This is a genomic window from Gibbsiella greigii (assembly GCF_039540155.1).
Lineage (GTDB): Bacteria > Pseudomonadota > Gammaproteobacteria > Enterobacterales > Enterobacteriaceae > Gibbsiella > Gibbsiella quercinecans.
In genome coordinates, this window is record NZ_BAABEM010000049.1 from 14,133 (window position 1) to 39,500 (window position 25,368).

Consider the following 25,368-nt stretch of genomic DNA (forward strand, 5'->3'; position numbering starts at 1 on the left):
GCTTACGCTTTCGCGCCGGCGATGGCTGCGCACGCCAGTTCGGTGATGCGGGCGTAGTCGCCGGTTTCCAGCGCGTCTGCCGGCACCAGCCAGGAGCCGCCGATGCACAGCACGCTTTTCAGCGCCAGGTAGTCACGGTAGTTGCCTGGCGAGATGCCACCGGTGGGGCAGAAGCGCACCTGCGGGAATGGGCCGCCGATCGCCTGCAGCGCCTTCACGCCGCCGTTGGCTTCCGCCGGGAAAAACTTGAATTCACGCAGGCCGAAATCGAGGCCCTGCATCAGTTCCGAAACGGTGCTGATGCCTGGGATCAGCGGTATGCTGCCTGCGGTGGCGGCTTTCAGCAGATCTTCGGTCAGGCCGGGGCTGATGGCGAACTGCGCGCCGGCTTCGGTCACTTCCTGCAGTTGGCGGGCATTCAGCACCGTGCCGGCGCCGACGATGGCTTCCGGCACATCCCGGGCGATGGCGCGGATAGCGTCCAGCGCGCACGGGGTGCGTAGCGTGACTTCCAACACCTTGACGCCGCCGGCAAGCAGCGCTTTCGCCAGCGGCACGGCATGTTCCAGCTGTTTAATCACGATGACCGGCATGACCGGGCCGGCGGTCAAAATCTGTTCTGGTTTGGTCTTCCAGTTATTCATGGGTGTTTCTCTCCGTTATACCCCAGGCTGCGGGGTTAAAAATGAATGCAACTTGCGCCCTGCTCGGCGCCGGAAAGCTGGCTGCGCAAAGCGCTGAACAGTTCACGGCCGCAGCCGATATGCTCTGCGCTCAGATCGGGATGGTAAGGCTGGCGTTCGGCCAGTTCGGCGGCGGGCACCAGCAGCGCCAGCTCACCGGTAACGCCGTTGACGCGGATCAGATCGCCGTTTTGTACCTTGGCCAGCATGCCGCCGGTATAGGCTTCCGGCGTCACATGGATGGCGGAGGGCACCTTGCCGGAAGCGCCGGACAGGCGGCCATCGGTGACCAGGGCCACCTTGAAACCACGGTCCATCAATACGCCCAGCGGCGGCATCAGCTTATGCAGTTCCGGCATGCCATTGGCCTGCGGCCCCTGGAAGCGCACCACGACCACACAGTCTTTGTTCAACTGGCCGGCTTCGAACGCCGGCACAATGTCATGCTGGCTTTCAAATACTACCGCCGGCGCTTCGATAATTTGGTTGTCTGCCGGCACCGCCGAGGTTTTCATGACTGCGCGGCCCAGGTTGCCGCTTAGCACTTTGGTGCCGCCGTGGTGGGCGAAAGGCTGCTCGGCGCTGGCGATCACGCTGGCATCCAGCGAGCGCTCTGCGCCGTCGCGCCAGGCCAGTTGGCCGTTCTCCAGCCACGGTTCCTGGGTGTAACGTTCCAGCCCGAAGCCGGCGACGGTATGCACGTCCTGGTGCAACAGGCCGCGCTTCAACAATTCGCGCACCACCAACTGCACGCCGCCGGCGGCCTGGAACTGGTTGATATCAGCCGGGCCGTTCGGATAGATGCGGCACAACTGGGGGACGGCGTCGGACAGCTCGGAAAAATCATCCCAGTTGATGATGATGCCTGCCGCGCGCGCCATCGCCACCATATGCATCGTCAGATTGGTGGAACCGCCGGTGGCCAGCAGCGCAACGATACCATTGACCACTACTTTTTCATCCAACAGTTGGCCGATCGGCATATAGCTGCCGCTGCGGCCGGTCAGGCGCGTCACCTGGCGTGCGGCGGCGTCGGTGAGGGCATCGCGCAGCGGGGTATCCGGGTGAACAAACGAAGCGCCGGGCAGGTGCAGGCCCATCATTTCCATCACCATCTGGTTACTGTTGGCGGTGCCGTAGAACGTACAGGTGCCGATGCCGTGATACGAGGCGGATTCCGCCTCCAGCAGGGCCATGCGATCAACTTTGCCTTCGGCGTACAGTTGGCGTATCCGCACTTTTTCCTTGTTCGGCAAACCGCTGCTCATCGGCCCGGCAGGAACGAACACCGTGGGCAAATGGCCAAAGGAGAGGGCCGACATCACCAGCCCCGGTACGATCTTATCGCAGATGCCGAGGAACAGGGCGCCATCAAACATATTGTGGGAAAGCCCGACGGCGGCGGACATGGCGATCACATCGCGGCTCATCAGCGACAGTTCCATACCGTCTTGCCCCTGCGTCACGCCATCGCACATGGCCGGCACGCCGCCGGCGACCTGGCCGACGGCGCCCACGGCGTGCAGCGCCTTTTTCAACCGTTCAGGGTAATGTTCGTACGGCTGGTGGGCGGAGAGCATATCGTTATAGGCGGTGACGATCGCAATGTCGTTGCGCACCATGTTCTTTAGCGCGGCCTTATCGTCCGGCTGGCACGCCGCAAAGCCGTGGGCCAGGTTGCCGCAGGCCAACTGGGCGCGGTGTACGGTTTGGCTACGCGCGGCGTCAATGCGTGCCAGATAAGCGGCGCGCGCCGCTTTGGAACGTTCGATGATGCGTTGCGTGACACGGGATAGGGTCGAATTAAGCATACCGTCCTCACATTGTTTCATAATCATTGCCGCCAATGGCGGTGCCTTCCCGGCGGCTGTTAGCCGAGAAGGTTCGTGTTGTTATTGCCGTGCGAAGGCTATTATTGCTGCCATGTGGAGCCGCCATGTGCGGTATGAACGGCGCATAGGGCCGTTGGTGATGCCGCTGCTGCTCGGGTGCATTACGGCGGCTACCGGTACTGTGGCATTGGCGCGCCGCCGCGGTACATTCCCTGCCACGGCGATGCTCTGCGTGTAGTGTGCCTTATTTTGGCTAAACCGGTTCAGTAAATGCACTGCAATTTGATCCAGCCCCCCGGTTTTTAGCAAGGTTTTATCGCCGGTTGCGGAAAATGCCGCCGTTTTCACGCGCAGGCCTCCTGCGGCATAGCGCTTTGGATATACTGTAGGGTAGCGGCGATAACGCCTTCCAGGGGTTGATTGATATCAATGGCCGCCACGTCTTTTTCATTCGGCCCGGGCTGTTCCAGCGTGGCGAACTGTGAAACCAACATCTGCGGTTTGAAAAAGTGCCCCTTGCGCGCCGCCATGCGGGCTTGGATCAGCGGAAAATCACCGTGCAGGTAGATAAAAGACAGGTTATCGTTGCCGGCGCGCAGGCGATCGCGATAGTGTTTTTTCAAGGCCGAACACACGATGATGGAGAGGCGGTTGGTGCGTTGCATTGCAAACGCCGCGTCGTTCAGGGCATCCAGCCACGGCGCCCGATCGTCATCGGTCAGGGCGGTGCCCGCCGCCATTTTCATGATGTTGCTGCGCGGGTGCAGAAAATCCCCATCAAGAAAGGCGGCGGAAAGCCGGCGCGCCACCGCATCGGCCACGGCGGATTTCCCACTGCCGGAAACGCCCATGATGACGTAAACTCGGTTGTATTCATTGCTCATGGTTGGGCTCCAAGCTTGATGACGGCGTTGTTAATTTAATTGTTACCGGTAACATGTTATCGGTAACATTATCGAAGGTTTGCGGCAGTTGCAATCGGCTTTTCTCATCACAAGCGCTAATTGTGATCGGCCTCATATTTCTTGTGGATAGTGAAACAGACGGCAAACAGACCGTTACAGGAATGCAACTTCTCCCTCACCCCAGCCCTCTCCCAGAGAGAGAGGGGGCGGACAGTGCTTACCGTTGTGTTACGAAGGAATGGCTTAACGGGTGGCATGACCCCTCACCCCAGCCCTCTCCCAGGGGGAGAGGGGGCGGACTGAACTTACCGCTGGGTTACGAAGACATCACTCACCGTCTGCAGGTGCACAGGCCTTAATACCATCTCGGGCTACTCCCTCTCCCTGGAGGGAGAGGGTTGGGGTGAGGGTGAAAGGCGAGGGGGGATGGAAAGAACTAGCGCACCCCGCCGTATTCCAGACTGATCTCTTTCGCCGCATGGATCACCAGCGCGCCCAGCTCAATCACCCGATCGTCGGTAATACGCGACACCGGGCCGGAAATGGAAATGGCGGCAAAGGCCTCGCGGTGTTCATCGAAAATACAGGCCGCGACGCAGCGCAGGCCGAGCGCATGTTCTTCATCGTCAAACGAAAACCCCTGTTTACGGATCTGTGCTAAACCCGCTTTCAGATTATGCGGTGTCAGGGTTTGCGGGGTGTAAGTCTGCATGCCTTTTTTATGCAGCAACTGGGTGACCTGCTCATCCGGCAAGGTGGCGAGGAAGGCTTTGCCCGCGCCGGAGGCGTGCATCGGCAGTTTGCCGCCGATCGGTGCCGACATGCGCATCAGCGCCGTACACTGCACCTGATCGATAATAATCGCCTGGTGCTCGGCCTGATCCATCACCGCCAGGTTGACTGTTTCGCCGGATTCTTCCATTAGCCGGCGCAGGATCGGGTGCACCATCGCCAGCAAATTACGGCTTTGCAGAAAGCTGCTGCCGACCACAAAAGCATGCGCGCCAATGGTCCACAGGCCAAGATCGCCCACCTGGCGCACAAAACCCTGCTGCTGCATGGTGCTGAGCAGGCGATGGGTGGTGGAGTTGGGCAGCCCGGCGCGCTGGGCCAGATCGGTCAGCGCTACGCTGCCCTGCGCTTCGGCGATGAATTCCAACAGTTTCAGGCCGCGGGTCAGGGACTGAACCTGCCCGGTGGCGGTGCTGGCGGCGGGCGCCGCTGCTCTGGGCTTCTTGCCGCGTTTGGCGGGAACGGGAGTGGCCATGGCTATGCTTCCTTTTTCCGTATTATGGAATCCATTTTCGTTTTTTAAGTGCGAATTGCAATACGCTTATCCGCTCATCGGATCTGTTCATGGTGTAAGCTGAAAAACTCTCAATTAACGGCCGCCGCTTAACCCTTACAACCTGTGCTAGGATGGCTGTCTGCCTTGGGCGCCCGGGATTGCCGGCGGCAAAGGCGGGGTAATGGGATCACCACGTGTGAAGAGGCGACAGTGACGAATCGAGCAGAACAATTACGGCAGCAGCTAGCCCAGCGTATTTTAGTGTTGGATGGCGGCATGGGCACCATGATCCAGAGCTACAAACTGGCAGAGCAGGATTACCGCGGGGCACGCTTTGCTGATTGGCACAGCGATCTGAAAGGCAATAATGATCTGCTGGTGTTGACCAAGCCGGACATCATTAGCGCTATCCATTACGCCTATCTGGAAGCCGGCGCCGATATTCTCGAAACCAACACCTTCAACGCCACCCCGATCGCGATGGCCGACTACCATATGGAAGCGCTGTCCGCCGAGATTAACTACCAGGCGGCCTGCCTGGCGCGCGCCTGCGCCGATGAATGGACGGCGCGCACGCCGGAGAAACCACGCTATGTGGCCGGGGTGTTGGGGCCGACCAACCGAACGGCGTCGATCTCCCCGGACGTCAACGATCCGGCATTCCGTAATATCTCATTCGATCAACTGGTGGCCGCCTACCGTGAATCGACCCGCGCGTTGGTTGAAGGCGGCGTTGATTTGATCATGATCGAAACCATCTTCGATACGCTGAATGCCAAGGCGGCGGCTTTTGCCGTGGAAAGCGAGTTCGAAGCCCTGGGCGTGGTGTTGCCGATCATGATTTCCGGCACCATCACCGATGCCTCCGGCCGTACCCTATCCGGCCAGACCACCGAAGCATTCTATAACTCCCTGCGCCATGTGCAGCCGCTGAGCTTTGGCCTTAACTGCGCACTAGGCCCGGACGAACTGCGCCCGTATGTGGCGGAACTGGCGCGCATCGCGGAAAGTTACGTCAGCGCTCACCCCAACGCCGGCCTGCCCAATGCCTTTGGCGAATACGATCTGGATGCCGCAGAGATGGCGCGGCAAGTGGGGGAATGGGCGCAGGCGGGGTTCCTGAATATCATCGGCGGCTGCTGTGGCACCACGCCGGCGCATATTGCGGCGATGGCGCAGGCGGTGGCCGGGGTGCCGCCGCGCAACCTGCCGGCGATACCGGTGGCCTGCCGCTTATCCGGTCTGGAGCCGTTGAACATTGATGCCGATACGTTGTTTGTCAACGTGGGCGAACGCACCAACGTCACCGGCTCCGCCCGCTTTAAACGGCTGATCAAAGAAGAGAAATACGACGAGGCGCTGGAAGTGGCGCGCCAACAGGTGGAAAGCGGCGCGCAGATCATTGATATCAATATGGACGAGGGGATGCTTGACGCCGAAGCGGCGATGGCGCGCTTCCTTAACCTGATCGCCGGTGAGCCGGACATTGCGCGCGTGCCCATTATGATCGACTCCTCGAAATGGGATGTGATCGAAACCGGCCTGAAGTGCATTCAGGGCAAGGGCATCGTCAACTCGATCTCGATGAAAGAGGGCGAAGCGGCCTTTATCCATCACGCGAAGCTGGTGCGCCGTTACGGCGCCGCCGTGGTGGTGATGGCGTTTGACGAAGTGGGCCAGGCGGATACCCGTGAACGTAAATTCTCCATCTGCCGCCGCGCCTACCAACTGCTGACGGAAACGGTCGGCTTCCCGCCGGAAGACATTATCTTCGATCCGAATATTTTCGCCGTGGCGACCGGTATTGAAGAGCACAACAACTACGCCGTCGACTTTATCGAAGCCTGCGCCGATATTAAAAGCCAACTGCCGCACGCGCTGATTTCCGGCGGGGTGTCCAACGTTTCGTTTTCATTCCGCGGCAACGATCCGGTGCGCGAGGCGATCCACGCAGTGTTCCTGTATCACGCCATTCGCAACGGCATGGATATGGGCATCGTCAATGCCGGCCAACTTGCGATCTATGACGATCTGGCCGCCGAACTGCGCGAAGCGGTGGAAGATGTGATCCTTAACCGCCGCCCGGACGGCACCGAGCGCCTGCTGGAACTGGCGGAAAAATACCGCGGCGGCAAAGATCGGGAAGCCGACGTCCAGCAGGCCGAATGGCGTGGCTGGCCGGTGAGCAAACGCCTGGAGTACGCGCTGGTGAAAGGCATCACCGAGTTTATCGAACAGGATACCGAAGAGGCGCGCCAACAGGCCGCGCGGCCGATCGAAGTGATCGAAGGCCCGCTGATGGCCGGTATGAACGTAGTCGGCGATCTGTTCGGCGAGGGCAAGATGTTCCTGCCGCAGGTGGTGAAATCGGCGCGCGTCATGAAGCAGGCGGTGGCCTATCTGGAACCTTACATCCAGGCCAGCAAACAGCAGGGCAGCGCCGCCGGCAAGATCCTGCTGGCGACGGTCAAAGGCGATGTGCACGATATCGGCAAGAATATCGTCGGCGTGGTGCTGCAATGCAACAACTACGAGATTATTGATCTGGGCGTGATGGTGCCGGCCGACAAGATTCTGAAAACCGCGCGTGAACAACAGGTGGATATCATCGGCCTGTCGGGCCTGATCACCCCATCGCTGGATGAAATGGTCAATGTGGCAAAAGAGATGGAGCGGCAAGGGTTTACCATCCCGTTGCTGATCGGCGGCGCCACCACCTCAAAGGCGCATACCGCGGTGAAGATCGAGCAGAACTACAGCGGGCCAACCACCTATGTGCAAAATGCGTCGCGCACCGTCGGGGTGGTGGCCGCATTGCTGTCGCCCACCCAGCGCGATGAGTTCGTTGCCCGCACCCGCCGGGAATATGAAACCGTGCGTATTCAGCACGGGCGCAAAAAGCCACGCACCGCGCCGGTCACCCTGGAACAGGCGCGCGCCAATGCGATGGTGCTGGACTGGGCGAGCTATACGCCGCCGGTGCCGAAGCAACTGGGCGTATTCCCGGTGGCGGCGAGCATCGGCACCCTGCGTGAGTATATCGACTGGACGCCGTTCTTCATGACCTGGTCGCTGGCGGGTAAATACCCGCGCATTCTGCAAGATGAGGTGGTGGGCGAAGAGGCGACGCGTCTGTTCCAGGACGCCAATCACATGTTGGATATGCTGGATGCCAGCGGCAGCTTGAACCCACGCGGCGTGTACGGCCTGTTCCCGGCCAACCGCGTGGGTGACGACGTCGCGGTGTATCGCGACGAGACGCGTGAACAGGCGTGGGTGGTCAGCCATCACCTGCGCCAGCAGACGGAAAAGAGCGACTTCCCCAACTATTGTCTGGCGGATTTCATCGCGCCGCAAAGCAGCGGCAAGGCCGACTATCTGGGGGCCTTCGCCGTTACCGGCGGCCTGGAGGAAGACGCACTGGCGGCGGCGTATGACGCCCAGCATGATGACTACAACAAAATCATGCTCAAAGCGCTGGCCGATCGGCTGGCGGAGGCGTTTGCCGAATACCTGCACGAGCAGGTGCGCAAGCTGCACTGGGGCTATGCCGCCGATGAAAACCTCAGCAACCAGGAGCTGATCCGCGAAAACTATCAGGGGATCCGCCCGGCGCCGGGCTACCCGGCCTGCCCGGAACACACTGAAAAGACGCAGATCTGGCAACTGCTGGACGTTGAGCGCCATACCGGCATGAAACTGACCGAGTCGTTCGCCATGTGGCCGGGGGCGGCGGTTTCCGGCTGGTACTTCAGCCATCCGCAGAGCAAATACTTCGCCGTGGCGCAGATCCAGCGCGATCAGGTGGCGGACTACGCGGCACGCAAAGGCATGAGCGTCAGCGAGGTTGAACGCTGGCTGGCGCCAAACCTGGGGTATGACGCGGATTAATCTGCTTAGGCCGCGCTTGGCGCGGCCTAAGCCTGCCCCTCGGTGGCTTCCACATCAATATGCAGCGCGTCGTAGCGCCAGTATTCCAGATCGCAGTCAATCACCCGATCGTGCTGATCGCGGTTGATGCGGGTGATGAACAGCGCCGGGCTGCCGTAGGTGACCTTGAGCAGCGCCGCCGCCTCTTGCGGTAGCAACGTCGGCAACATGTCAAAACGCACCCGGCCGTAACGAATGCCGTAGCGCTCGGCGTACATACCGGTGAGCGATTGGCTGAGATCGGCGCTGAGGATGTCGGGGAAATAGGCGGGGTTCAGGTAATGTTCGCAATACAGCACCGCCCGGCCGTCGATATAGCGCAGGCGGCGGATGCGGTATACCGGCGTGCCGTCGGGCAGTTCCAGCCGCTGGCTTAGTGGTTCGCACAGCGCCACCGTGGCGGCGTCAATGGTTTCCGTGCGCGCCTGGCGCCCCTGCTGCTGCGCCATTTCATGGAAGTGGCTGCGCTCCAACGGGTTATACAACAGCCGCGGCGGCGAAATAAACCAGCCGCGGCGCACCTGGCGGTAAATGATGCCCTCGGCTTCCAACTGGCCAAGCGCTTCCTGCAGCGTAATGCGGGTAGTGGAAAACTGCTCGCTCAGTACGCGCTCCGACGGCAGTTTGTCGCCGGCGCACAGTTCCCCGCCCGCAATGCGCGCATGCAGCGCCTGGCAAATGGCCGCTGCCGTTGTGGGTATCTCACTCATTCAACTTTCGCCTCATTATAGTGCAAAACGCCCTCCATGAAGGCAGTTGTCGCCTTGTCATCCAGGCCGGTTAGCGCCGTTATACGTTCCGTTGCCGGTATGTCGGCTTGCCTGCAACTCGAATGATTTTGGGGATATGCCGGTGGTTTAACCGCCGTTTCATTGGCTGACATCTGTTTATCACATTTATTCGCTAGATTGGCGTGGTTCTTGCTGGACTAGTCCAGCCCTTACTACACACTACCATCTGGAGCATAAGTGATGAAACGACGTTTGTACGCCTCCGTTTTAACCAGTGCCATGCTGTTGGCCAGCCAGATGAGCTGGGCCGCTGATGCCGATGTGGCCGCGCTTGAACAGGCCGCCAAACAGGAAGGCGCCGTTAACAGCGTCGGCATGCCGGACAGCTGGGCCAACTGGAAAGATACCTGGAAAGATTTGCAGGAAAAATACGGCCTGCAGCATCGGGACACCGACATGAGCTCGGCTCAGGAGATTGCCAAGTTTGACGCCGAGAAAAACAACGCCACGGCCGATATTGGCGACGTCGGGGCGGCATTCGGCCCGATTGCGTTACAAAAAGGCGTTACCCAACCGTATAAGCCCACTACCTGGGATCAGATCCCTGACTGGGCGAAGGATAAAGACGGCCACTGGGCGCTGGCTTACACCGGCACCATCGCTTTCATCATTAACAAACAGCAGGTTAAGGATGTTCCCCACAGCTGGGCCGATCTGCTGAAAGGCACTTATCATGTGACCATCGGCGATGTCAGCACCGCTTCACAGGCGGCGAGCGGCGTACTGGCGGCCACTTATGCGATGGGCGGTGACGAAAAGAACCTGAAGCCAGGGCTAGAATTCTTCGGCAAGCTGGCGAAGGCTGGCCGCCTGAGCCTGACCAACCCGGTTATCGCTTCATTGGAAAAGGGCGAAGTACAAGTCGGCGTAGTGTGGGATTTCAATGGCCTGAACTACCGCGATCAGATCGATCCAACCCGCTTTGAAGTGCTGATCCCCTCCGACGGCACCATCACCTCCGGCTATACCACCATCATCAACAAATACGCCAAGCACCCGAATGCCGCCAAGCTGGCGCGTGAATATATCTTCTCGGATGCCGGCCAAATTAACCTGGCGCGCGGCTACGCCCGCCCGATCCGCGCGGAACACCTCACCTTGCCGGATGACGTAAAAGCCAAACTGCTGCCGGCGGAGCAATACAAAAATGCGCACCCCATCGCCGATCCGGCCGCCTGGGAAAAAAGCGCCAAACTGCTGCCGCGCCTGTGGCAGGAAAACGTCATTATGTTTATGCAACAGTGAGTGAGAAAGTTATGAAAACGATCCTCGTACTGCTGGACGGCCTGAATTATTCAGTGGCGCATGACGCCATGGGCTATTTACAAGCCGAATGTGCGGCAGGGCGTGGGCGGTTATACAAAATGGAGAGCGAGTTGCCCTCGCTCTCCCGGCCACTGTATGAGTGCATTCTCACCGGCGTTACGCCGGTGCTGAGCGGCGTGGTGCATAACAATGTTTCGCGCCTGTCGCATCAGCAGAGTGTGTTCCACTATGCGCGCGCCGCCGGTTTGTGTACGGCGGCCGCAGCCTACCATTGGGTCAGTGAGCTGTATAACCGTACCCCGTTCAATGCCGCGCGCGATCGCCACACTGACGAACCGGCGCTGCCGATTCAACATGGTCATTTTTATTACGATGACCGCTATCCGGACTCGCATCTGTTTGATGACGCGGAGAGCCTGCGTTGCCGGCACCAGCCGGATTTCCTGTTGATTCACCCGATGAACATTGATGATGCCGGGCACCGCTGTGGGCTTTCTTCCCCGCAGTACCGCAACGCGGCGCGTAATGCCGACGGCGTGCTGTCGCGTTATCTGCCGGGCTGGCTGGAGGCCGGCTACCAGGTGCTGGTGACCGCCGATCACGGCATGAATGACGATCGCAGCCACGGCGGCGTGCTGCCGGAAGAGCGAGAAGTGCCGCTGTTCGTATTCGGCAGCGCCTTCAGCCAACAGGAAGCCAGCCCGTTGCAGACCGAACTGTGCGGCACGCTGTGCGAACTACTGGCCGTTGCCCATGACAAACCGAGCTGCCGCGCACTGCTGGCATGAAGGAGCAAGATGAAAGCTAAATGGATTGCTGCGCTGTGCCTGGTGCCGTTTATCGTGCTGTTTGGCGCATTTCAGGTTGCGCCGCTGATCTGGATCGCCATCAACAGTTTTTTCAGCGAAAGCAGCGGCTGGGGGTTAGGCAACTATATCGACGTGCTGACCTCGCCGTTTTATCTGCAAGCCTTCCAGTTCTCGCTGGAAATCTCCCTGTGGTCGAGCGTCTATGGCCTGTTGATCGCCTTGATCGGCAGCTATTCCCTACGCCAGTTAGGCCCAACCCGGCTGCATGATTTCGTGATGTCGTTTACCAACATGACCAGCAACTTTGCCGGCGTGCCGTTAGCGTTCGCTTTCGTGATTCTGCTGGGGTTGAACGGCTGCCTGACGCTGCTGCTGCGTAAATACGGCCTGATGGAAAGCTTCAATCTGTATTCGAAAAGCGGGCTGATCGTGCTGTACACCTATTTTCAGATCCCGCTGGGGGTTTTGCTGTTGTACCCGGCGTTTGATGCGTTGCGCAGCGACTGGAGCGAATCGGCCGCGCTGCTCGGCGCCAGCCCGTGGCGCTTTTGGCGCTATATCGGCCTGCCGGTGTTGGCGCCGGCGTTGATGGGCACCTTCGTGATTCTGCTGGCCAATGCGCTCGGCGCTTATGCCACGGTATATGCTCTGACCACCGGTAACTTCAACGTGATCCCTATCCGTATTTCGGGCCTGGTGGCGGGGGATATTTCGCTCGATCCTAACCTGGCCAGCGCGTTGGCGATGTTGCTGGTGGTGATGATGGCGTTGATCACCCTGATTCACCAATGGCTGTTACGCAGGAGCTATACCCGTGCACGTTAGCGGCCTATGCGCTGCGTCTTTCAGGTTGCCGCGGCGTAAGCCGCAACGCGAAATCTATGGGGTTTAACGGAGGTTGCCGATGCCGCGTTTTGAATTTTTTTATCACCGGGTGGTGACCGGCGTATTGCTGTTGATCCTGCTGTTGCCGCTGGCGGCGACGCTGGTGTATGCGCTGGCCACGCAGTGGGGGGCCACCATTTTGCCGGACGGCTTCACGCTGAAATGGATGACGGCGCTGTGGGCCGATCCACGCTTCCTGCAGGCGCTGTGGCACTCGCTGCTGATTTGCTTTGGCTCGCTGGTGCTGGCCGTGGTGGTGATTCTGCCGCTGATGTTTGTTATTGCTTACTACTTCCCGAAGCTGGATGCGGTGATGAATATCCTGATCCTGCTGCCTTTCGCCGTGCCGCCGGTGGTGTCATCGGTCGGGCTGATGCAACTGTTTGCCGCGGATCCGCTGCCGTTGCTCGGCACGCCGTGGATCCTGATCGGCTGTTACTTCACCATCGCGTTGCCGTTTATCTACCGCGCCATCAGCAACAACATGCAGGCGATCAACCTGCGCGATCTGATGGATGCTGCCCACCTGTTGGGCGCCAGCACCTGGCAGGCGGCGCTGTTGGTGGTGCTGCCTAATCTGCGCAAGGGCGGCATGATCGCGGTACTGCTGTCGTTCTCTTTTCTGATCGGTGAGTTTGTGTTCGCTAACCTGCTGGTGGGCAGCCAGTATGAAACGCTGCAGGTTTATCTCTACAACATGCGCAATGGCAGCGGCCATTTCACCAGCGCGCTGGTGATTTCCTATTTCGCGGTGGTGCTGGTAGTCACCTGGCTGGCAAACCTACTGAACAAAACAAAGGGCTAACCCTATGGCATATCTCAACATCACACGCCTGAATAAACACTATGGGCCGACCCAGGTGTTTCACGACATCGATTTCAGCGCCGAAGAGGGCGAGTTTGTTACGCTGCTTGGCCCCAGCGGCTGCGGTAAATCCACGCTGTTGCGCTGCCTGGCAGGGCTGACCCCGGTCGACAGCGGGCAGATCTTGCTGCAGGGCGTCGATCTGGTGCCGCTGGCGCCGCAAAAGCGCGGCATCGGCATGGTGTTCCAAAGTTATGCGCTGTTCCCCAATATGACGGTGGCGGGCAACGTGGCGTTCGGCCTGAAAATGCAGCGGCTGGCGAGCGGCGAAATCCAGCAACGGGTGGAGGAAGCGCTGGCGCTGGTAGAGTTGACCGAATTAGCCAAGCGCTACCCGCATCAGCTTTCCGGCGGCCAATGCCAGCGGGTGGCGCTGGCGCGCTCGCTGGTGACGCGCCCGCGTTTGCTGCTGCTCGACGAGCCGCTTTCGGCGCTGGATGCGCGCATCCGCAAACACCTGCGCGAGCAGATCCGCCGTATCCAGCGTGAACTGAACCTTACGGCGATCTTCGTCACCCACGATCAGGAGGAAGCGCTAACACTCTCTGACCGTATCGTACTGATGAATAAAGGGGAAATTGTTCAAAGCGGCGATGCCGCCACCCTGTATACGCAGCCGGCCAACGCCTTCGCCGCTGGCTTCATCGGCAGTTACAATTTGCTCGAGGCGGAACAGGCCACTGCTTTGACCGGGAATCTGTACCGCGGTAAGGTGGCTATTCGGCCGGAATCCATCACCCTGTTGCCCGCCGGCCAGGGGATTGCCGCCCGGGTGATGAACCACAGCCTGCTCGGCAACGTGGTGCGTTACCGCATTCAGGCGCAGGGGGTGGAGCTGTTGGTGGATGTGCTCAACCGCTCGGCGGGCGATTTACACCCCGACGGCGGCGAAATTGGGCTACACTTAGAACCCGTTACATTACGGGAAGTTGCATGACCGTGCTGCGGCATTTGCCGTTATAGCCAAGAGATTTCAACTTGCTGCCGACGTGGCGGCGAGTTGAAAGGTGGAGGGTATAACAACAGGGAACCCCGCCAGGCGCCCGCAGCCCGTTGCCGCTGTCCTGCTAAATTGGCGCCCGGCAGGCAGGATAGCCGCCTTACCTTGCCGGGCGTTTAATGGAGCGTGCTTTCCGTGTTGACCCTTCTTCACCTGCTTTCTGCCGTGGCGCTGCTGGTGTGGGGCACCCACATTGTGCGCACCGGTATCATGCGGGTCTATGGCGCCAATTTGCGCCGGGTGCTAAGCAGCAGCGTTGAAAAGAAACCGTTGGCGTTCGCTGCCGGCATCGGCGTTACCGCGCTGGTACAGAGCAGCAATGCCACCGCGATGCTGGTCAGTTCCTTTGTGGCGCAAAACCTGGTAGGGCTGACGCCGGCGCTGGTGATCATGCTTGGCGCCGACGTGGGCACCGCGCTGATGGCGCGCGTGCTGACCTTCGATCTTTCCTGGCTTTCTCCGTTGCTGATATTCATCGGCGTGATCTTTTTCCTTAGCCGCAAGCAAACCCGCATCGGGCAGATTGGCCGGGTGTCGATTGGCCTGGGGCTGATCGTCCTGGCCCTGGAACTGATTGTGGCCGCCGCCACGCCGATTACCCAGGCCGCCGGGGTGAAAGTGCTGTTCTCTTCGCTGACGGGCGACGTAATGCTGGATGCGCTGACCGGGGCGCTGTTCGCCATTGTCAGCTATTCCAGCCTGGCCGCCGTGCTGCTGTCGGCCACCCTGACCGCTTCCGGCGTGATCTCGCTGAAGGTGGCGTTGTGCTTGGTGATCGGCGCCAATCTGGGCAGCGGGCTGTTGGCAACCATCAACACCAGCGGTGAGAACGCCGCCGGGCGGCGGGTGTCGCTCGGCAGCCTGTTGTTCAAAATCGCCGGCTGCGCGCTGGTGCTGCCGTTTATTTCCTATCTGGCCGATATGATGAGCCGTTTGCCGGGCAAGAATGAAGATCTGGTGATTTACTTCCACATGTTCTACAACCTGATCCGTTGCCTGGTGCTGATCCCGTTGGCCGGCCCGATGGCGCGGTTGTGCGGCGTGCTGATTGCCGATACGCCGGAGGACGATCCGCGGCTGCGGCCGCGCCATCTGGACAGCAGCGCGCTGGATACGCCGACGCTGGCGTTGGCCAACGCGGCGCGGGAAACGCTGCGTATGGGCGACGTGGTGGAGCATATGATGATCCTGCACCACGAAGTGCTGCATGGCAAACTGGCGCGGGAAAAGGAAGTGCGCCGCCTTGATGACGATGTGGACGTGCTGTACACCGCCATCAAACTGTATCTGGCGCAAATTCAGAAAGAGGATCTGGGCGAGCAGGATTCACGCCGTTGGGCGGAAATCATTGAAATGGCGCTTAACCTGGAGCAGGCTGGGGACATCATCGAGCGGATGACCGACGACGTGGCGGCCAAGTCCCATGCCGCACGGCGCGCTTTTTCGGCCGAAGGGCTGGCAGAGCTGGATGCCCTGCATGAACGCCTGGTCGGCAACCTGCGTCTGAGCCTGTCGGTGTTCTTGTCCGGCGATCTCACCAGCGCCAGGCGGCTGCGCCGTTCCAAACACCGCTTCCGTATTCTCGATCGTCGCTATGCCCATGCTCACGTTAACCGGCTGCACCAGCAGAACGTGCAGAGCATCGAAACCAGCTCGTTGCATCTGGGGCTGCTGGGGGATATGAAGCGTTTGAATTCGCTGTTCTGTTCGGTGGCGTATAACGTGCTGGAGCAGGATGAGCGGGAAGATGAGCGTGACTGGGAGGAAAAAACCAGCTCGTTGTAAACGCCCGGTCTATCTCATTGCGGGGCGCCAATCGGCGCCCCGTGTGCGTTTATTTTTGTTTCTTGATTGGCCGGCCGGACCAGTAGCCCGCCAGCAGCGAGCCGGAAAGGTTGTGCCAAACCGAGAACAATGCGCCCGGCAGGGCCGCCAGCGGCGAGAAGTAAAGCTTGCCGAGCGTGGCCGCCAGCCCGGAGTTTTGCATGCCCACTTCAATCGCCAGCGTGCGGCAGGTGGATTCATCAAAGCCGAACAGCTTGCCCCCCCAATAGCCGCTCAGCAGGCCGATGCCGTTATGCAGAATCACCGCGACAATCACCACCAGGCCAACGGAGGCAATGTGGCTCTGGCTGCCGGCCACCACGGCGCTGATGATCGCCAGGATGCACACCATCGACAGCGCCGGCAGGAAGGGCTCAATGCGTTTAACGGTTTTGGTGAAGGTTTGGTGCACAATCAGCCCCAGGCCAATCGGCACCACCACGATCTGCAAAATGCTCAGCAGCATGCCCATGATATCGACGCTGATTTTGGCATCGACATACAGGCGCGTCAGCAGCGGCGTGGCGAACACCCCGACCAGCGTTGAGACGGCCGAAATGGTGACCGACAACGCCACATCGCCTTTGGAAAGATAGATCATCACGTTGGATGCAGTCCCGCTGGCGACGCTGCCGACCAGCACCATGCCGGCGGACAAATCCGGCGGCATATGGAACAGCATCGCCAGCAGCCAGGCGGCCAGCGGCATCACCAGATAATGCAGAAAAATCCCGGCGGCCACCGGCGCAGGGCGCGAGAGCACGCGCTTGAAGTCGTCCAGCCGCAGCGTGACGCCCATGGCGAACATAATCAACATCAGTAGTGGGCTGACGTAGGGGCCGACGCCGCTGAACGACGACGGCGTGTAATAGGCGGCGAGCGAGAGCAGGATTGCCCACAGTGGGAACAGACGAGTTACTTTTGCCAGCATGAATGAATTTCCTTAGCCAAGCGGGAACAAGGGGAGTGGTGGTTGGTCGTTATGTTGGAGGTGTGGAACATTATTTTTTATATATGTACGTGATTACAGTGCGGGCACGCCGTGGGTGCCCGCAGAACAGAGCTTATTCGAACAGGTTGCGGTGCAGGGTGCGAACCACTTGCTCAGCATCGTCGCCGGGCACCAGGAAGCAGAGGTTATGGGTGCTTGCGCCGTAGCAAATCATGCGGATGTTGAACGGTTCGAGTACGCCAAAGACTTCTTTGCCCACGCCGCAGGCCTGCGACAGATTGTTGCCGATTAGCGCCACCAGCGCCAGGTTTTCTTCAACTTCGACCCGGCACAGCGAGGAAAGCTCGGTCAATAGCGCGGTAGTCAGCAGGCTGCCGCCGGTCGAGGTGGAGCCGGTGGTATCCATGGTGAGCGCCACGTTAACCTCAGAGGTGGTGATCAGATCCACCGAAATGTTATGGCGCGCCAGAATACTGAACACCTCCGCCAGGAAGCCGCGCGCATGCAGCATGTTCAGGCTGTGCAGCGTCAGCAGTGTTTGTTTGCGGCGCAAGGCCAGCGCGCGGAACAGCGGTGGGTTTTCCGTGTCGTTGCACACCAGCGTACCGCCAGCGGCGGGATCCTTACTGGAGCCGACGAATACCGGGATATCGCAGCGCACCGCCGGCAGCAGCGTGGCCGGGTGCAGCACTTTGGCGCCAAAGGTCGCCATTTCCGCGGCTTCTTCGAACGCAATGCGGTCGATACGCTTGGCTGAGGGCGCCACGCGGGGATCGGTGGTGTAAATGCCCGGCACGTCGGTCCAGATATCCACCCGGCTGACGTTCAGCGCTTCGCCCAGCAGCGCCGCGGTGTAGTCGCTGCCGCCGCGGCCCAGCGTAGTTGTGCGGCCTTTCGGTTCGCAGCCGATAAAACCCTGGGTGATCACCAGGGCTTCTTCAACCCGCGGCTTCAGCAGCGTTTGCGCCAGCTCTTTCAGCGCGGCGGTATCTGGCGCGGCGCGGCCAAAGTTATCGGTGGTGCGCATCACTTTGCGCACGTCGAACCACTCGGCCTGAACCTGGCGCTGGCGCAGCACTTCCACAAACAGCAGGGTAGACATCAGTTCGCCATGGCTGACCAGCTCATCGGTCAGTGCCGCCGAGGTGGCCAGTGCGGCGGCTTCCGACAGCATGGCGATGTTTTCCAACATGCGGTCGATTTCGTCGCGCACCACCTGGGGGTTATCCAGGCGATCAAGGATGGCGTACTGAATACGGCGAATTTCATCGAGGTAATAGCTGCGTTTTTCGGTTTCGTTGCCTTCGGCCAGCGCCACCAGCAGGTTGGTAATGCCGGCGGAAGCGGAAAGCACCACCAGGCGCACATTGGGGTTGGCCAGGACGACGTCCGCGCTGTGGTTCATGGCGTCAAAGTTGGCGACGCTGGTACCGCCGAATTTGGCCACGATGGTGGCATGTTGGGATGCTGCTTGAGTCATGTAAAAAAACCTCGTGTCAGGGAGTGCCGTTTTGACGGCATTTTATTTCCAGAGCCTTGGCACAAGGGAAGAGCGGTAAACAGGGAGCAGGCGTAGAGATGAAGGCTACGGTACACCCAGAAGCGCCCCACCTTGCAGGCCACCTGCGGTGGCCTAGGGTGACAACCCAGGGGATTCAGCCCCTGTAGCCGATACGTTGGTCGCCGCTGGCCGCTGTACCTCGGCGTCGCTCCCCCTCCGGTGCCGTCATGGGAGTACGGCTCCTCTGACACTTTACCTGGGCGACGCGCCTCTTCTGGCTTGCGCACGGGGTGCGCAAGTAGGCTGTTAGGAATAACGGGTTTAGGCCCAACTGTCAACGGCCGAAGGGTGAGGGATTTTCATTTTTGTCGCTTGCGGCGGGCGTCGTGCGCTCTGCGTTAAATCCCGCCGGCGTTTGTCGCACAGAGTTAACCGAAGTGCGGGCTGTTTGTTGAATAAAGGTAAATGCGATGTGCGTGACGTGGGCAGCATGCGCCTATTGCAAGAAAAGAGATCATAATCATCGGCGTTCAGGCTACAATCGGACGATTACGTCACCTTCATCTCAAGCATAAGAGCGTTGCTATGAAAAATATTAATCCTAGTCAAACCGCTGCTTGGCAAGCCCTGCAGCAACACTTTGAACAAATGAAAGACGTACAGATCCGCGATCTGTTTGCCCAGGACGGCGATCGCTTCGCCAAGTTTTCCGCTACCTTCAACGATCAGATGCTGGTGGATTTCTCCAAAAATCGCATCACGTCGGAAACCCTGGAAAAACTGCTGGCGCTGGCTGAAGAAACCGATCTGCAGGGCGCAATCAAATCCATGTTCGCCGGTGAGAAAATCAACCGTACTGAAGATCGCGCCGTGCTGCACGTTGCGCTGCGTAACCGCAGCAATACCCCGATTGTGGTCGACGGCAAAGATGTGATGCCGGAAGTTAACGCCGTGCTGGCGAAAATGAAGCAGTTCTGCGAGCGTGTGATTGGCGGTGAATGGAAAGGCTACACCGGCAAACCGATCACCGACGTGGTAAACATCGGCATCGGTGGTTCCGATCTTGGCCCTTATATGGCGACCGAAGCGCTGCGCCCCTATAAGAACCACCTGAACATGCATTTTGTTTCCAACGTTGACGGCACTCACATTGCGGAAACCCTCAAAACGTTGAACCCGGAAACCACCCTGTTCCTGGTGGCTTCCAAAACCTTCACGACGCAGGAAACCATGACCAACGCCCACAGCGCGCGTGATTGGTTCCTGAAAACCGCCGGCGATCAACAGCACGTCGCGAAACATTTCGCCGCGTTGTCCACCAACGGCAAAGCGGTAGCGGAGTTCGGCATCGACACCGCCAACATGTTCGAATTCTGGGATTGGGTGGGCGGCCGTTACTCCCTGTGGTCCGCCATCGGCCTGTCGATTGCGCTGTCCATCGGTTTTGACAACTTCGAACAACTGCTGAGCGGTGCGCATGAAATGGACAAACATTTCTCCACCACGCCGGCGGAGAAAAACCTGCCGGTGCTGTTGGCGCTGATCGGTATCTGGTACAACAATTTCTTCGGTGCCGAAACCGAAGCGATCCTGCCGTACGATCAATACATGCACCGTTTTGCCGCGTATTTCCAGCAGGGCAATATGGAATCCAACGGCAAATATGTCGATCGTAACGGCAAACCGGTGGACTACCAGACCGGCCCGATTATTTGGGGTGAGCCTGGCACTAACGGCCAACACGCGTTTTATCAGCTGATCCACCAGGGCACCAAGCTGGTTCCTTGCGATTTCATCGCACCGGCGATCAGCCACAACCCACTGAGCGATCACCACGCCAAGCTGTTGTCTAACTTCTTTGCCCAGACCGAGGCGCTGGCCTTTGGTAAATCGTTGCAGGTGGTGGAAGAAGAATTCGCTGCACAGGGCAAGAAACCGGAAGACGTGAAGCACGTTGCGCCGTTCAAGGTATTCGAGGGCAACCGCCCGACCAACTCTATTCTGCTGCGGGAAATCACTCCGTTCAGCCTGGGCAGCCTGATCGCCTTGTATGAGCATAAAATCTTCACCCAGGGTGCGATCCTCAATATCTTCACCTTCGACCAATGGGGTGTGGAACTGGGCAAACAGCTGGCCAACCGTATTCTGCCGGAACTGGCAGGCGCTGACGCCGTCAGCAGCCATGACAGCTCAACCAACGGCCTGATTAACCGCTTTAAAGCGTGGCGTTGATTTATACTCTAAATAATTCGAGTTGCAGGAAAGCCAACACGCCTGCAACGTGAAGAATGACGAGTATATCGCCGCTAAGGCGATGCTGTGACAAATGTCGGCCGTGAGGCCGGCATTTTGCGTTTATCGGTACGCCCACCGGAGCGCGCGCGATACGTGCCCCATGCCGAGCCGAGCGGAAGATGCCGCGAGAATATGACACGTTGCTTACCGTCTGCTATGGCGGCCGCGGATAGGCTACCGATAAAATAGGGGTAACTAAGAATCATCTCAATGTGTGGGGTTGATGCAGGGGAAAAGGGCTGTTGGCTTGGTTAACGGGTGAAGGGTTGAGGTATCTGTTTGAAAAATAATAGTTTATATTGTGAATGGGCTTTTTCTGAATTTCCATTTATCGGCTTTTTTCATTTTTGTTTTATTATTTATTGTGTTATACAAATTAAAACCATCGCTAATGGCTATTTGCCCTGTCAGAAAGATATGACTTATTTTTAGATAATAGCGATGTTTTTTTAACATGATACCTTATACTAGTTAGGCCTAAAAAGTGATCTTTAGGCCGTAGGTTCATTACTGAAAGAGGGTTGTGTATGAAAAAGGTATTATATTCAGCATTAGCCGCAATGGCGCTGCTGGGTGCCTCCAATTCCTGGGCAGCCTTTGATCCAGCCGGGTCAAAAGGTGATGCAGTGATTGTTGGCACTGGCGCGGTTGCTGCTGTAGCAGCGGCTGCATTGGTTGCCCAGAGCAATAGCGATGACGGCAGCTCAACCAGCACCAGCACCAGCACGACAACAAGTACAGCGGGCTAAACCGTAAAAGAATAACCACTTAGTGGTTATTCTTTTTTTTTCTTTTTCTTAATGTGCCGGGATTGCTCAGTTGCGCCATCTATTTTTATTATTCATATGTTTATCCCTTCAGGCCTGTACCTCAGCCCAAAACAGCGTCAATGACACTGTCTATCACGTATTGTTTGAATCATCGGGCGTTGAGCTGACAGATCAAGAAATCCAAGACTTATCCAGGCCCAGCGTCTATGTCACCATTAACGATCAGCCACAGATCATGATGGTGCTCGGGGCGTTTGAAAATGGCGAAGAAAAATGGGTGAGCCAGGACCGCACGTTAATGACGTTACGCCATGGGCGCCTGGTGAAAACCCTGGGCTGGCATGACAATTTAACCAGCGTCTCCAACCTTGAACAAGATCCTCTGGCGGCGCCTTTGCGGATTATCGACGTTACCCGCTGGCTGCGCCAAATGTCCTGGACGGAAAATAACCAAACGCGCTATGGGCTGGCCGAATCCACCTTCCAACGTCAGGAAGATGAAACCCTGACCATCGGCGGCAAACGTAAGACCTATCGCGTAATTGAAGAACAGGTTGCGGTCAGCGGCCTGAATAAGAATTGGGAAAACCGTTTCTGGGTTGACCCGCAAACGGGTGTGGTTATCAAGTCCGAGCAATATCTGGGTGCGGACTATTTCCCGGTTGAAATTACACTATTGAAGCAGAGGGACAATGAGAAAAATTAATCTGCTCTTAAGTGCATCACTGTGCCTCTTGTTGAACACTGCCTATGCAGATAGCCGGGTAACCGTGTTTTATCCGAACAAGGCAGCGGTCACGATCAAGGATGCGGCGACGCTGCAAAGCCTGGTGGTGGGTAACCCGGCGTTGCAAGGCAACATCTGGTGGCCGGGGGCGGCGATTGCAGAACGCAGCGCCACCCAGTTGCAAAAACAGAAGCAACAGCAATTGTTGGCACGGCTCAGCGCATTGAGCGCCGAACTGCGCCAGGATGGGGATACCACGGTCGCGGCCACGGTAGACAGTGTGCGTTCGCAGATCGCCGGGCTGAACATCGTCGGCCGTCAGTTTGTGTCGCTGGATCCGGATTGGCTGCAACTGCGCCCGGATTTGGATCGCCGTCTGGCGGGGGAATATCAGGTTTTCGTGGCGCCGGAGCCGAAAGACGTCAGCCTGCTGGGGGCATTGGCGCCCGCCGGCAAACATGATTTTCTGCCTGGCAAAGACGTCAGTGATTATTTAAGCGGGCTTCAACGCCTGGATGGCGCTGAGCGCAGCACCGCCTGGCTAATCACGCCTGAAGGTGAGGCCCAAAGCGTTCCAATTGCTTACTGGAACCGGCGGCATCATGAAATGACGCCAGGGAGTCTGCTGTTCCTCGGGTTTGCCTCATCCGCTCTGCCCAGGAGCTATAAAGACATCAATGAGCAAATCATTTCGTTATTGACGCACCGGATCCCTGACTGATGAAAACACGTTACTTACTTAGCTTGGTTGCGCTGTCTGTCGCGAGTGCGTGTCAGGCAGCGTCATATCCTGAACCTCTGGGCCCTTCTCAGTCTGATTTCGGCGGCGCGGGGTTGTTGCAAATGCCGAGCGCCCGTATGGCGAAAGAGGGCGAGTTCAGCTTCAACTACCGTGATAACGACCAATATCGCTTTTATTCGGTCTCTATTCAGCCGTTGCCTTGGTTGGAAACCACCATTCGTTATACCGACGTGCGGACGCGTCAATACAGCAGCAATACGTCATTCAGCGGCGATCAAACCTATAAAGACAAATCCTTTGATGTGAAGCTGCGCCTGTGGGAAGAAGGCTATTGGTTGCCGGAAGTGTCTGCCGGGATACGGGATATTGGCGGTACGGGGTTATTTGACGGTGAATACCTGGCTGCCAGCAAGGCGTGGGGCCCGTTTGACTTCACGCTAGGCATGGGCTGGGGCTATCTGGGCAACAGCGGCAATGTGAAAAACCCGTTCTGTGAAGCCAGCGACAGCTATTGCCACCGCGGCAACGGCGGCAGAACCGCCGGCTCCGTCGATCTCAACAACTCTTTCAAGGGGCCGGCATCGTTGTTCGGCGGTATTGAATACCAAACGCCCTGGCAGCCGCTGCGCCTGAAAGTGGAGTATGAAGGGAATAATTACCAGGATGATTTTGCCGGTACGCTGCGCCAGGACAGCAAATTCAACTTCGGCGCCGTTTACCGCATCACGGATTGGGCGGATGTGAACGTCAGCTATGAGCGTGGCAATACCTTTATGGCCGGCTTTACCCTGCGCACCAACTTTAACGATCTGAAGCCGTCGAATGTCGATCAGCCTAAACCCGCCTATCGGCCGCAGCCGCAGGATAGATATCTGCAGCATGACGTCGTGGCGAACCAACTGACCGATCTCAAATACAATGCGGGCTTCAACGCGCCGAAGATTCAGGTGAAAGACAACACGCTGTACATGACCGGCGAGCAAAGCAAATATCGTTATTCCGAAGACGGTGTTGAGCGCGCGAACGTTATCCTGATGAACTACTTGCCGGAAGGTGTGGATACGCTGGATGTGACCGAAACGCGCTACCACATGCCGCAGGTGACCACACGTACGGACGTGAACAGCCTCCGTCAGCAGTTGGAAGGCTACCCGTTGGGGCATGAGCAGACGTTGCAGCAAAAACGCATCGATCCCGATCTGCCGAAAACCACCGAACAGGGCTATTACATCGATGATGAGGCGCTGTCCTTCAGCCTGTCGCCGACCTTAACCCAATCGCTGGGCGGGGCGGAAACCTTCTACATGTACCAGGTGGGCCTGCTGGGCAGCGCCAACTGGTGGGTGACTGACCATTGGTTGAACAGCGGTAGCGTATTCGTCAACCTGTTCAATAACTACGACAAGTTCAACTACACGGCGCCGCCTTCGGACAGCCATCTGCCGCGCGTGCGTACGCACATTCGTCAGTATGTGCAGAACGATGCGTACATTAACGATTTGCAGACCTCTTACTTCCAGGACTTCGGCCAAGGGTTCTATGGCCAGGTTTACGGCGGTTATCTGGAAAGCATGTTCGGCGGCGTCGGCGGTGAAGTGCTGTATCGGCCGCTCGACAGCAATTGGGCGGTGGGCGCTAACGCCAACTGGGTGAAACAGCGTGACTGGGACGACATGATGCGCTTCACCGACTACAGCACCGCAACCGGCCACATTACCGGCTACTGGATGCCGCCGTTCGTCGATGGCGTGCTGGTCAAACTGAGCGTGGGCCAATATCTGGCTAAAGATAAGGGCGCGACGTTGGATCTGTCCAAACGCTTTGACAGTGGGGTCGTGGTGGGCGCTTATGCGACGGTCACCAACGTATCGAAAGAAGAATACGGTGAGGGGTCATTCACCAAGGGATTCTATGTCTCTATCCCGCTGGATCTGATGACGGTATCGCCTTCACGCAGCCGTGCTTCCGTAAGCTGGACGCCGCTGACCCGCGACGGCGGCCAGATGCTGGGCCGCAAGTATCAGCTGTATAGCATGACTTCTGATCGCAACGATAGCTTCCGTTAAGCCGCGCACCAACCTGCGTACGAGGGGGAGATGGCTCCCCCTCATTTATTTTCCAGCACGACATCCCTCTCTTGCGGTTAAATACGCCGCCGCGCGCCCACCAGGGTGTTTGGTACCATCTCGCTCCCGGCAAGGTTAACAGTATACAATGCGTTTGGGCTGGGCTTGCCGCCGGCGGCAATGCCGTGGCCTGGCACAGACCGAGCGAATAATATCCGGATGGGATACCGGGCAATA

Annotated in this window: 19 protein-coding genes and 1 riboswitch; of the genes, 12 read left to right on the forward strand and 7 right to left on the reverse strand. The window is 58.5% G+C overall.

What is annotated here, in order from left to right; all coding sequences use genetic code 11:
• Positions 1-2: 2 nt before the first annotated feature.
• From AC559G_RS21115 to iclR, 4 genes are all read right to left on the reverse strand, one after another.
• The gene (locus AC559G_RS21115; RefSeq protein WP_498914473.1) at positions 3-644 is read right to left on the reverse strand and encodes a bifunctional 4-hydroxy-2-oxoglutarate aldolase/2-dehydro-3-deoxy-phosphogluconate aldolase; all 642 of its coding nucleotides are present in this window, start codon (positions 642-644) and stop codon (positions 3-5) included.
• Between the two features lie 35 nt (positions 645-679).
• Positions 680-2,494: a phosphogluconate dehydratase gene (gene edd, locus AC559G_RS21120; protein WP_498914652.1), complete on the reverse strand. Its 1,815-nt coding sequence runs from the start codon at positions 2,492-2,494 to the stop codon at positions 680-682.
• Positions 2,495-2,859: 365 nt separating this feature from the next.
• Entirely contained in the window at positions 2,860-3,399 is a 540-nt protein-coding gene (gene gntK, locus AC559G_RS21125) for a nucleoside/nucleotide kinase family protein (RefSeq protein ID WP_498914475.1), read from the reverse strand.
• A gap of 457 nt (positions 3,400-3,856) precedes the next feature.
• Complete coding sequence (gene iclR / locus AC559G_RS21130; RefSeq protein WP_121555322.1) at positions 3,857-4,687, reverse strand: glyoxylate bypass operon transcriptional repressor IclR; 831 nt, start codon at positions 4,685-4,687, stop codon at positions 3,857-3,859.
• A 231-nt stretch (positions 4,688-4,918) separates the two neighbouring features.
• Between iclR and metH the strand changes: the two genes are divergently transcribed.
• Positions 4,919-8,599 carry a methionine synthase gene (gene metH / locus AC559G_RS21135; protein ID WP_498914477.1) on the forward strand — a complete coding sequence of 1,227 codons (3,681 nt, stop codon included), beginning with the start codon at positions 4,919-4,921 and terminating at the stop codon, positions 8,597-8,599.
• Between the two features lie 26 nt (positions 8,600-8,625).
• Here the strand turns inward: metH and AC559G_RS21140 are convergent, their stop codons facing one another.
• Positions 8,626-9,348 carry a UTRA domain-containing protein gene (locus AC559G_RS21140; protein ID WP_498914479.1) on the reverse strand — a complete coding sequence of 241 codons (723 nt, stop codon included), beginning with the start codon at positions 9,346-9,348 and terminating at the stop codon, positions 8,626-8,628.
• Between the two features lie 261 nt (positions 9,349-9,609).
• Here AC559G_RS21140 and AC559G_RS21145 point away from each other — a divergent pair, with 261 nt between their 5' ends.
• The 6 genes from AC559G_RS21145 to AC559G_RS21170 all read left to right on the forward strand — a co-directional run bounded on the left by AC559G_RS21145 (position 9,610) and on the right by AC559G_RS21170 (position 16,039).
• Positions 9,610-10,674, forward strand: a complete 1,065-nt coding sequence (locus AC559G_RS21145) for an ABC transporter substrate-binding protein (RefSeq protein WP_498914482.1) — start codon at positions 9,610-9,612, stop codon at positions 10,672-10,674.
• 11 nt (positions 10,675-10,685) lie between these two features.
• On the forward strand, positions 10,686-11,483 hold the full coding sequence (locus AC559G_RS21150) for an alkaline phosphatase family protein (RefSeq protein WP_095846845.1): 798 nt from the start codon (positions 10,686-10,688) through the stop codon (positions 11,481-11,483).
• 9 nt (positions 11,484-11,492) lie between these two features.
• Positions 11,493-12,329, forward strand: coding sequence for an ABC transporter permease (locus AC559G_RS21155; protein ID WP_498914484.1), 837 nt, complete (start codon positions 11,493-11,495; stop codon positions 12,327-12,329).
• Positions 12,330-12,408: 79 nt separating this feature from the next.
• Positions 12,409-13,194: an ABC transporter permease gene (locus AC559G_RS21160; RefSeq protein WP_095846847.1), complete on the forward strand. Its 786-nt coding sequence runs from the start codon at positions 12,409-12,411 to the stop codon at positions 13,192-13,194.
• A gap of 4 nt (positions 13,195-13,198) precedes the next feature.
• Positions 13,199-14,191, forward strand: coding sequence for an ABC transporter ATP-binding protein (locus tag AC559G_RS21165; protein ID WP_498914486.1), 993 nt, complete (start codon positions 13,199-13,201; stop codon positions 14,189-14,191).
• A 198-nt stretch (positions 14,192-14,389) separates the two neighbouring features.
• The gene (locus AC559G_RS21170; RefSeq protein WP_498914488.1) at positions 14,390-16,039 is read left to right on the forward strand and encodes a Na/Pi cotransporter family protein; all 1,650 of its coding nucleotides are present in this window, start codon (positions 14,390-14,392) and stop codon (positions 16,037-16,039) included.
• 49 nt (positions 16,040-16,088) lie between these two features.
• On the opposite strand, the gene panS is transcribed toward AC559G_RS21170, so the two are convergent.
• Together panS and lysC are read right to left on the reverse strand one after the other, a co-directional pair.
• On the reverse strand, positions 16,089-17,009 hold the full coding sequence (panS, locus tag AC559G_RS21175; protein WP_498914491.1) for a bile acid:sodium symporter family protein: 921 nt from the start codon (positions 17,007-17,009) through the stop codon (positions 16,089-16,091).
• 133 nt (positions 17,010-17,142) lie between these two features.
• Positions 17,143-18,510 (reverse strand): lysine-sensitive aspartokinase 3, encoded by a 1,368-nt coding sequence (gene lysC, locus AC559G_RS21180; protein ID WP_438599259.1) that lies wholly within the window; start codon positions 18,508-18,510, stop codon positions 17,143-17,145.
• A gap of 112 nt (positions 18,511-18,622) precedes the next feature.
• Positions 18,623-18,813: riboswitch (Lysine riboswitch) on the reverse strand.
• Positions 18,814-19,116: 303 nt separating this feature from the next.
• On the opposite strand from lysC, the gene pgi reads away from it, so the two are divergent.
• From pgi to AC559G_RS21205, 5 genes are all read left to right on the forward strand, one after another.
• On the forward strand, positions 19,117-20,763 hold the full coding sequence (gene pgi / locus AC559G_RS21185) for a glucose-6-phosphate isomerase (protein ID WP_462614671.1): 1,647 nt from the start codon (positions 19,117-19,119) through the stop codon (positions 20,761-20,763).
• Positions 20,764-21,353: 590 nt separating this feature from the next.
• The gene (gene yjbE / locus AC559G_RS21190; RefSeq protein WP_121525898.1) at positions 21,354-21,575 is read left to right on the forward strand and encodes an exopolysaccharide production protein YjbE; all 222 of its coding nucleotides are present in this window, start codon (positions 21,354-21,356) and stop codon (positions 21,573-21,575) included.
• 70 nt (positions 21,576-21,645) lie between these two features.
• Entirely contained in the window at positions 21,646-22,302 is a 657-nt protein-coding gene (locus AC559G_RS21195) for a YjbF family lipoprotein (RefSeq protein ID WP_498914494.1), read from the forward strand.
• Positions 22,289-23,044 (forward strand): capsule biosynthesis GfcC D2 domain-containing protein, encoded by a 756-nt coding sequence (locus AC559G_RS21200; RefSeq protein ID WP_438599256.1) that lies wholly within the window; start codon positions 22,289-22,291, stop codon positions 23,042-23,044. The genes AC559G_RS21195 and AC559G_RS21200 overlap by 14 nt, the downstream gene beginning before the upstream one ends.
• Positions 23,044-25,131, forward strand: coding sequence for a YjbH domain-containing protein (locus AC559G_RS21205; RefSeq protein ID WP_438599255.1), 2,088 nt, complete (start codon positions 23,044-23,046; stop codon positions 25,129-25,131). Before AC559G_RS21200 ends, AC559G_RS21205 begins: the two co-directional genes overlap by 1 nt.
• The last annotated feature ends 237 nt before the right edge of the window (positions 25,132-25,368 follow it).

What these genes read in the sequence shown, in the direction of transcription:
- AC559G_RS21115 (WP_498914473.1), bottom strand. Translation starts at nt 644, where the DNA reads ATGAATAACTGGAAGACCAAACCAGAACAGATTTTGACCGCCGGCCCG.
- panS (WP_498914491.1), bottom strand. Translation starts at nt 17,009, where the DNA reads ATGCTGGCAAAAGTAACTCGTCTGTTCCCACTGTGGGCAATCCTGCTC.
- pgi (WP_462614671.1), top strand. Translation starts at nt 19,117, where the DNA reads ATGAAAAATATTAATCCTAGTCAAACCGCTGCTTGGCAAGCCCTGCAG.
- AC559G_RS21150 (WP_095846845.1), top strand. Translation starts at nt 10,686, where the DNA reads ATGAAAACGATCCTCGTACTGCTGGACGGCCTGAATTATTCAGTGGCG.
- yjbE (WP_121525898.1), top strand. Translation starts at nt 21,354, where the DNA reads ATGAAAAAGGTATTATATTCAGCATTAGCCGCAATGGCGCTGCTGGGT.
- edd (WP_498914652.1), bottom strand. Translation starts at nt 2,494, where the DNA reads ATGCTTAATTCGACCCTATCCCGTGTCACGCAACGCATCATCGAACGT.
- AC559G_RS21155 (WP_498914484.1), top strand. Translation starts at nt 11,493, where the DNA reads ATGAAAGCTAAATGGATTGCTGCGCTGTGCCTGGTGCCGTTTATCGTG.
- iclR (WP_121555322.1), bottom strand. Translation starts at nt 4,687, where the DNA reads ATGGCCACTCCCGTTCCCGCCAAACGCGGCAAGAAGCCCAGAGCAGCG.
- gntK (WP_498914475.1), bottom strand. Translation starts at nt 3,399, where the DNA reads ATGAGCAATGAATACAACCGAGTTTACGTCATCATGGGCGTTTCCGGC.
- AC559G_RS21160 (WP_095846847.1), top strand. Translation starts at nt 12,409, where the DNA reads ATGCCGCGTTTTGAATTTTTTTATCACCGGGTGGTGACCGGCGTATTG.
- AC559G_RS21145 (WP_498914482.1), top strand. Translation starts at nt 9,610, where the DNA reads ATGAAACGACGTTTGTACGCCTCCGTTTTAACCAGTGCCATGCTGTTG.
- AC559G_RS21205 (WP_438599255.1), top strand. Translation starts at nt 23,044, where the DNA reads ATGAAAACACGTTACTTACTTAGCTTGGTTGCGCTGTCTGTCGCGAGT.
- AC559G_RS21165 (WP_498914486.1), top strand. Translation starts at nt 13,199, where the DNA reads ATGGCATATCTCAACATCACACGCCTGAATAAACACTATGGGCCGACC.
- AC559G_RS21140 (WP_498914479.1), bottom strand. Translation starts at nt 9,348, where the DNA reads ATGAGTGAGATACCCACAACGGCAGCGGCCATTTGCCAGGCGCTGCAT.
- AC559G_RS21200 (WP_438599256.1), top strand. Translation starts at nt 22,289, where the DNA reads ATGAGAAAAATTAATCTGCTCTTAAGTGCATCACTGTGCCTCTTGTTG.
- lysC (WP_438599259.1), bottom strand. Translation starts at nt 18,510, where the DNA reads ATGACTCAAGCAGCATCCCAACATGCCACCATCGTGGCCAAATTCGGC.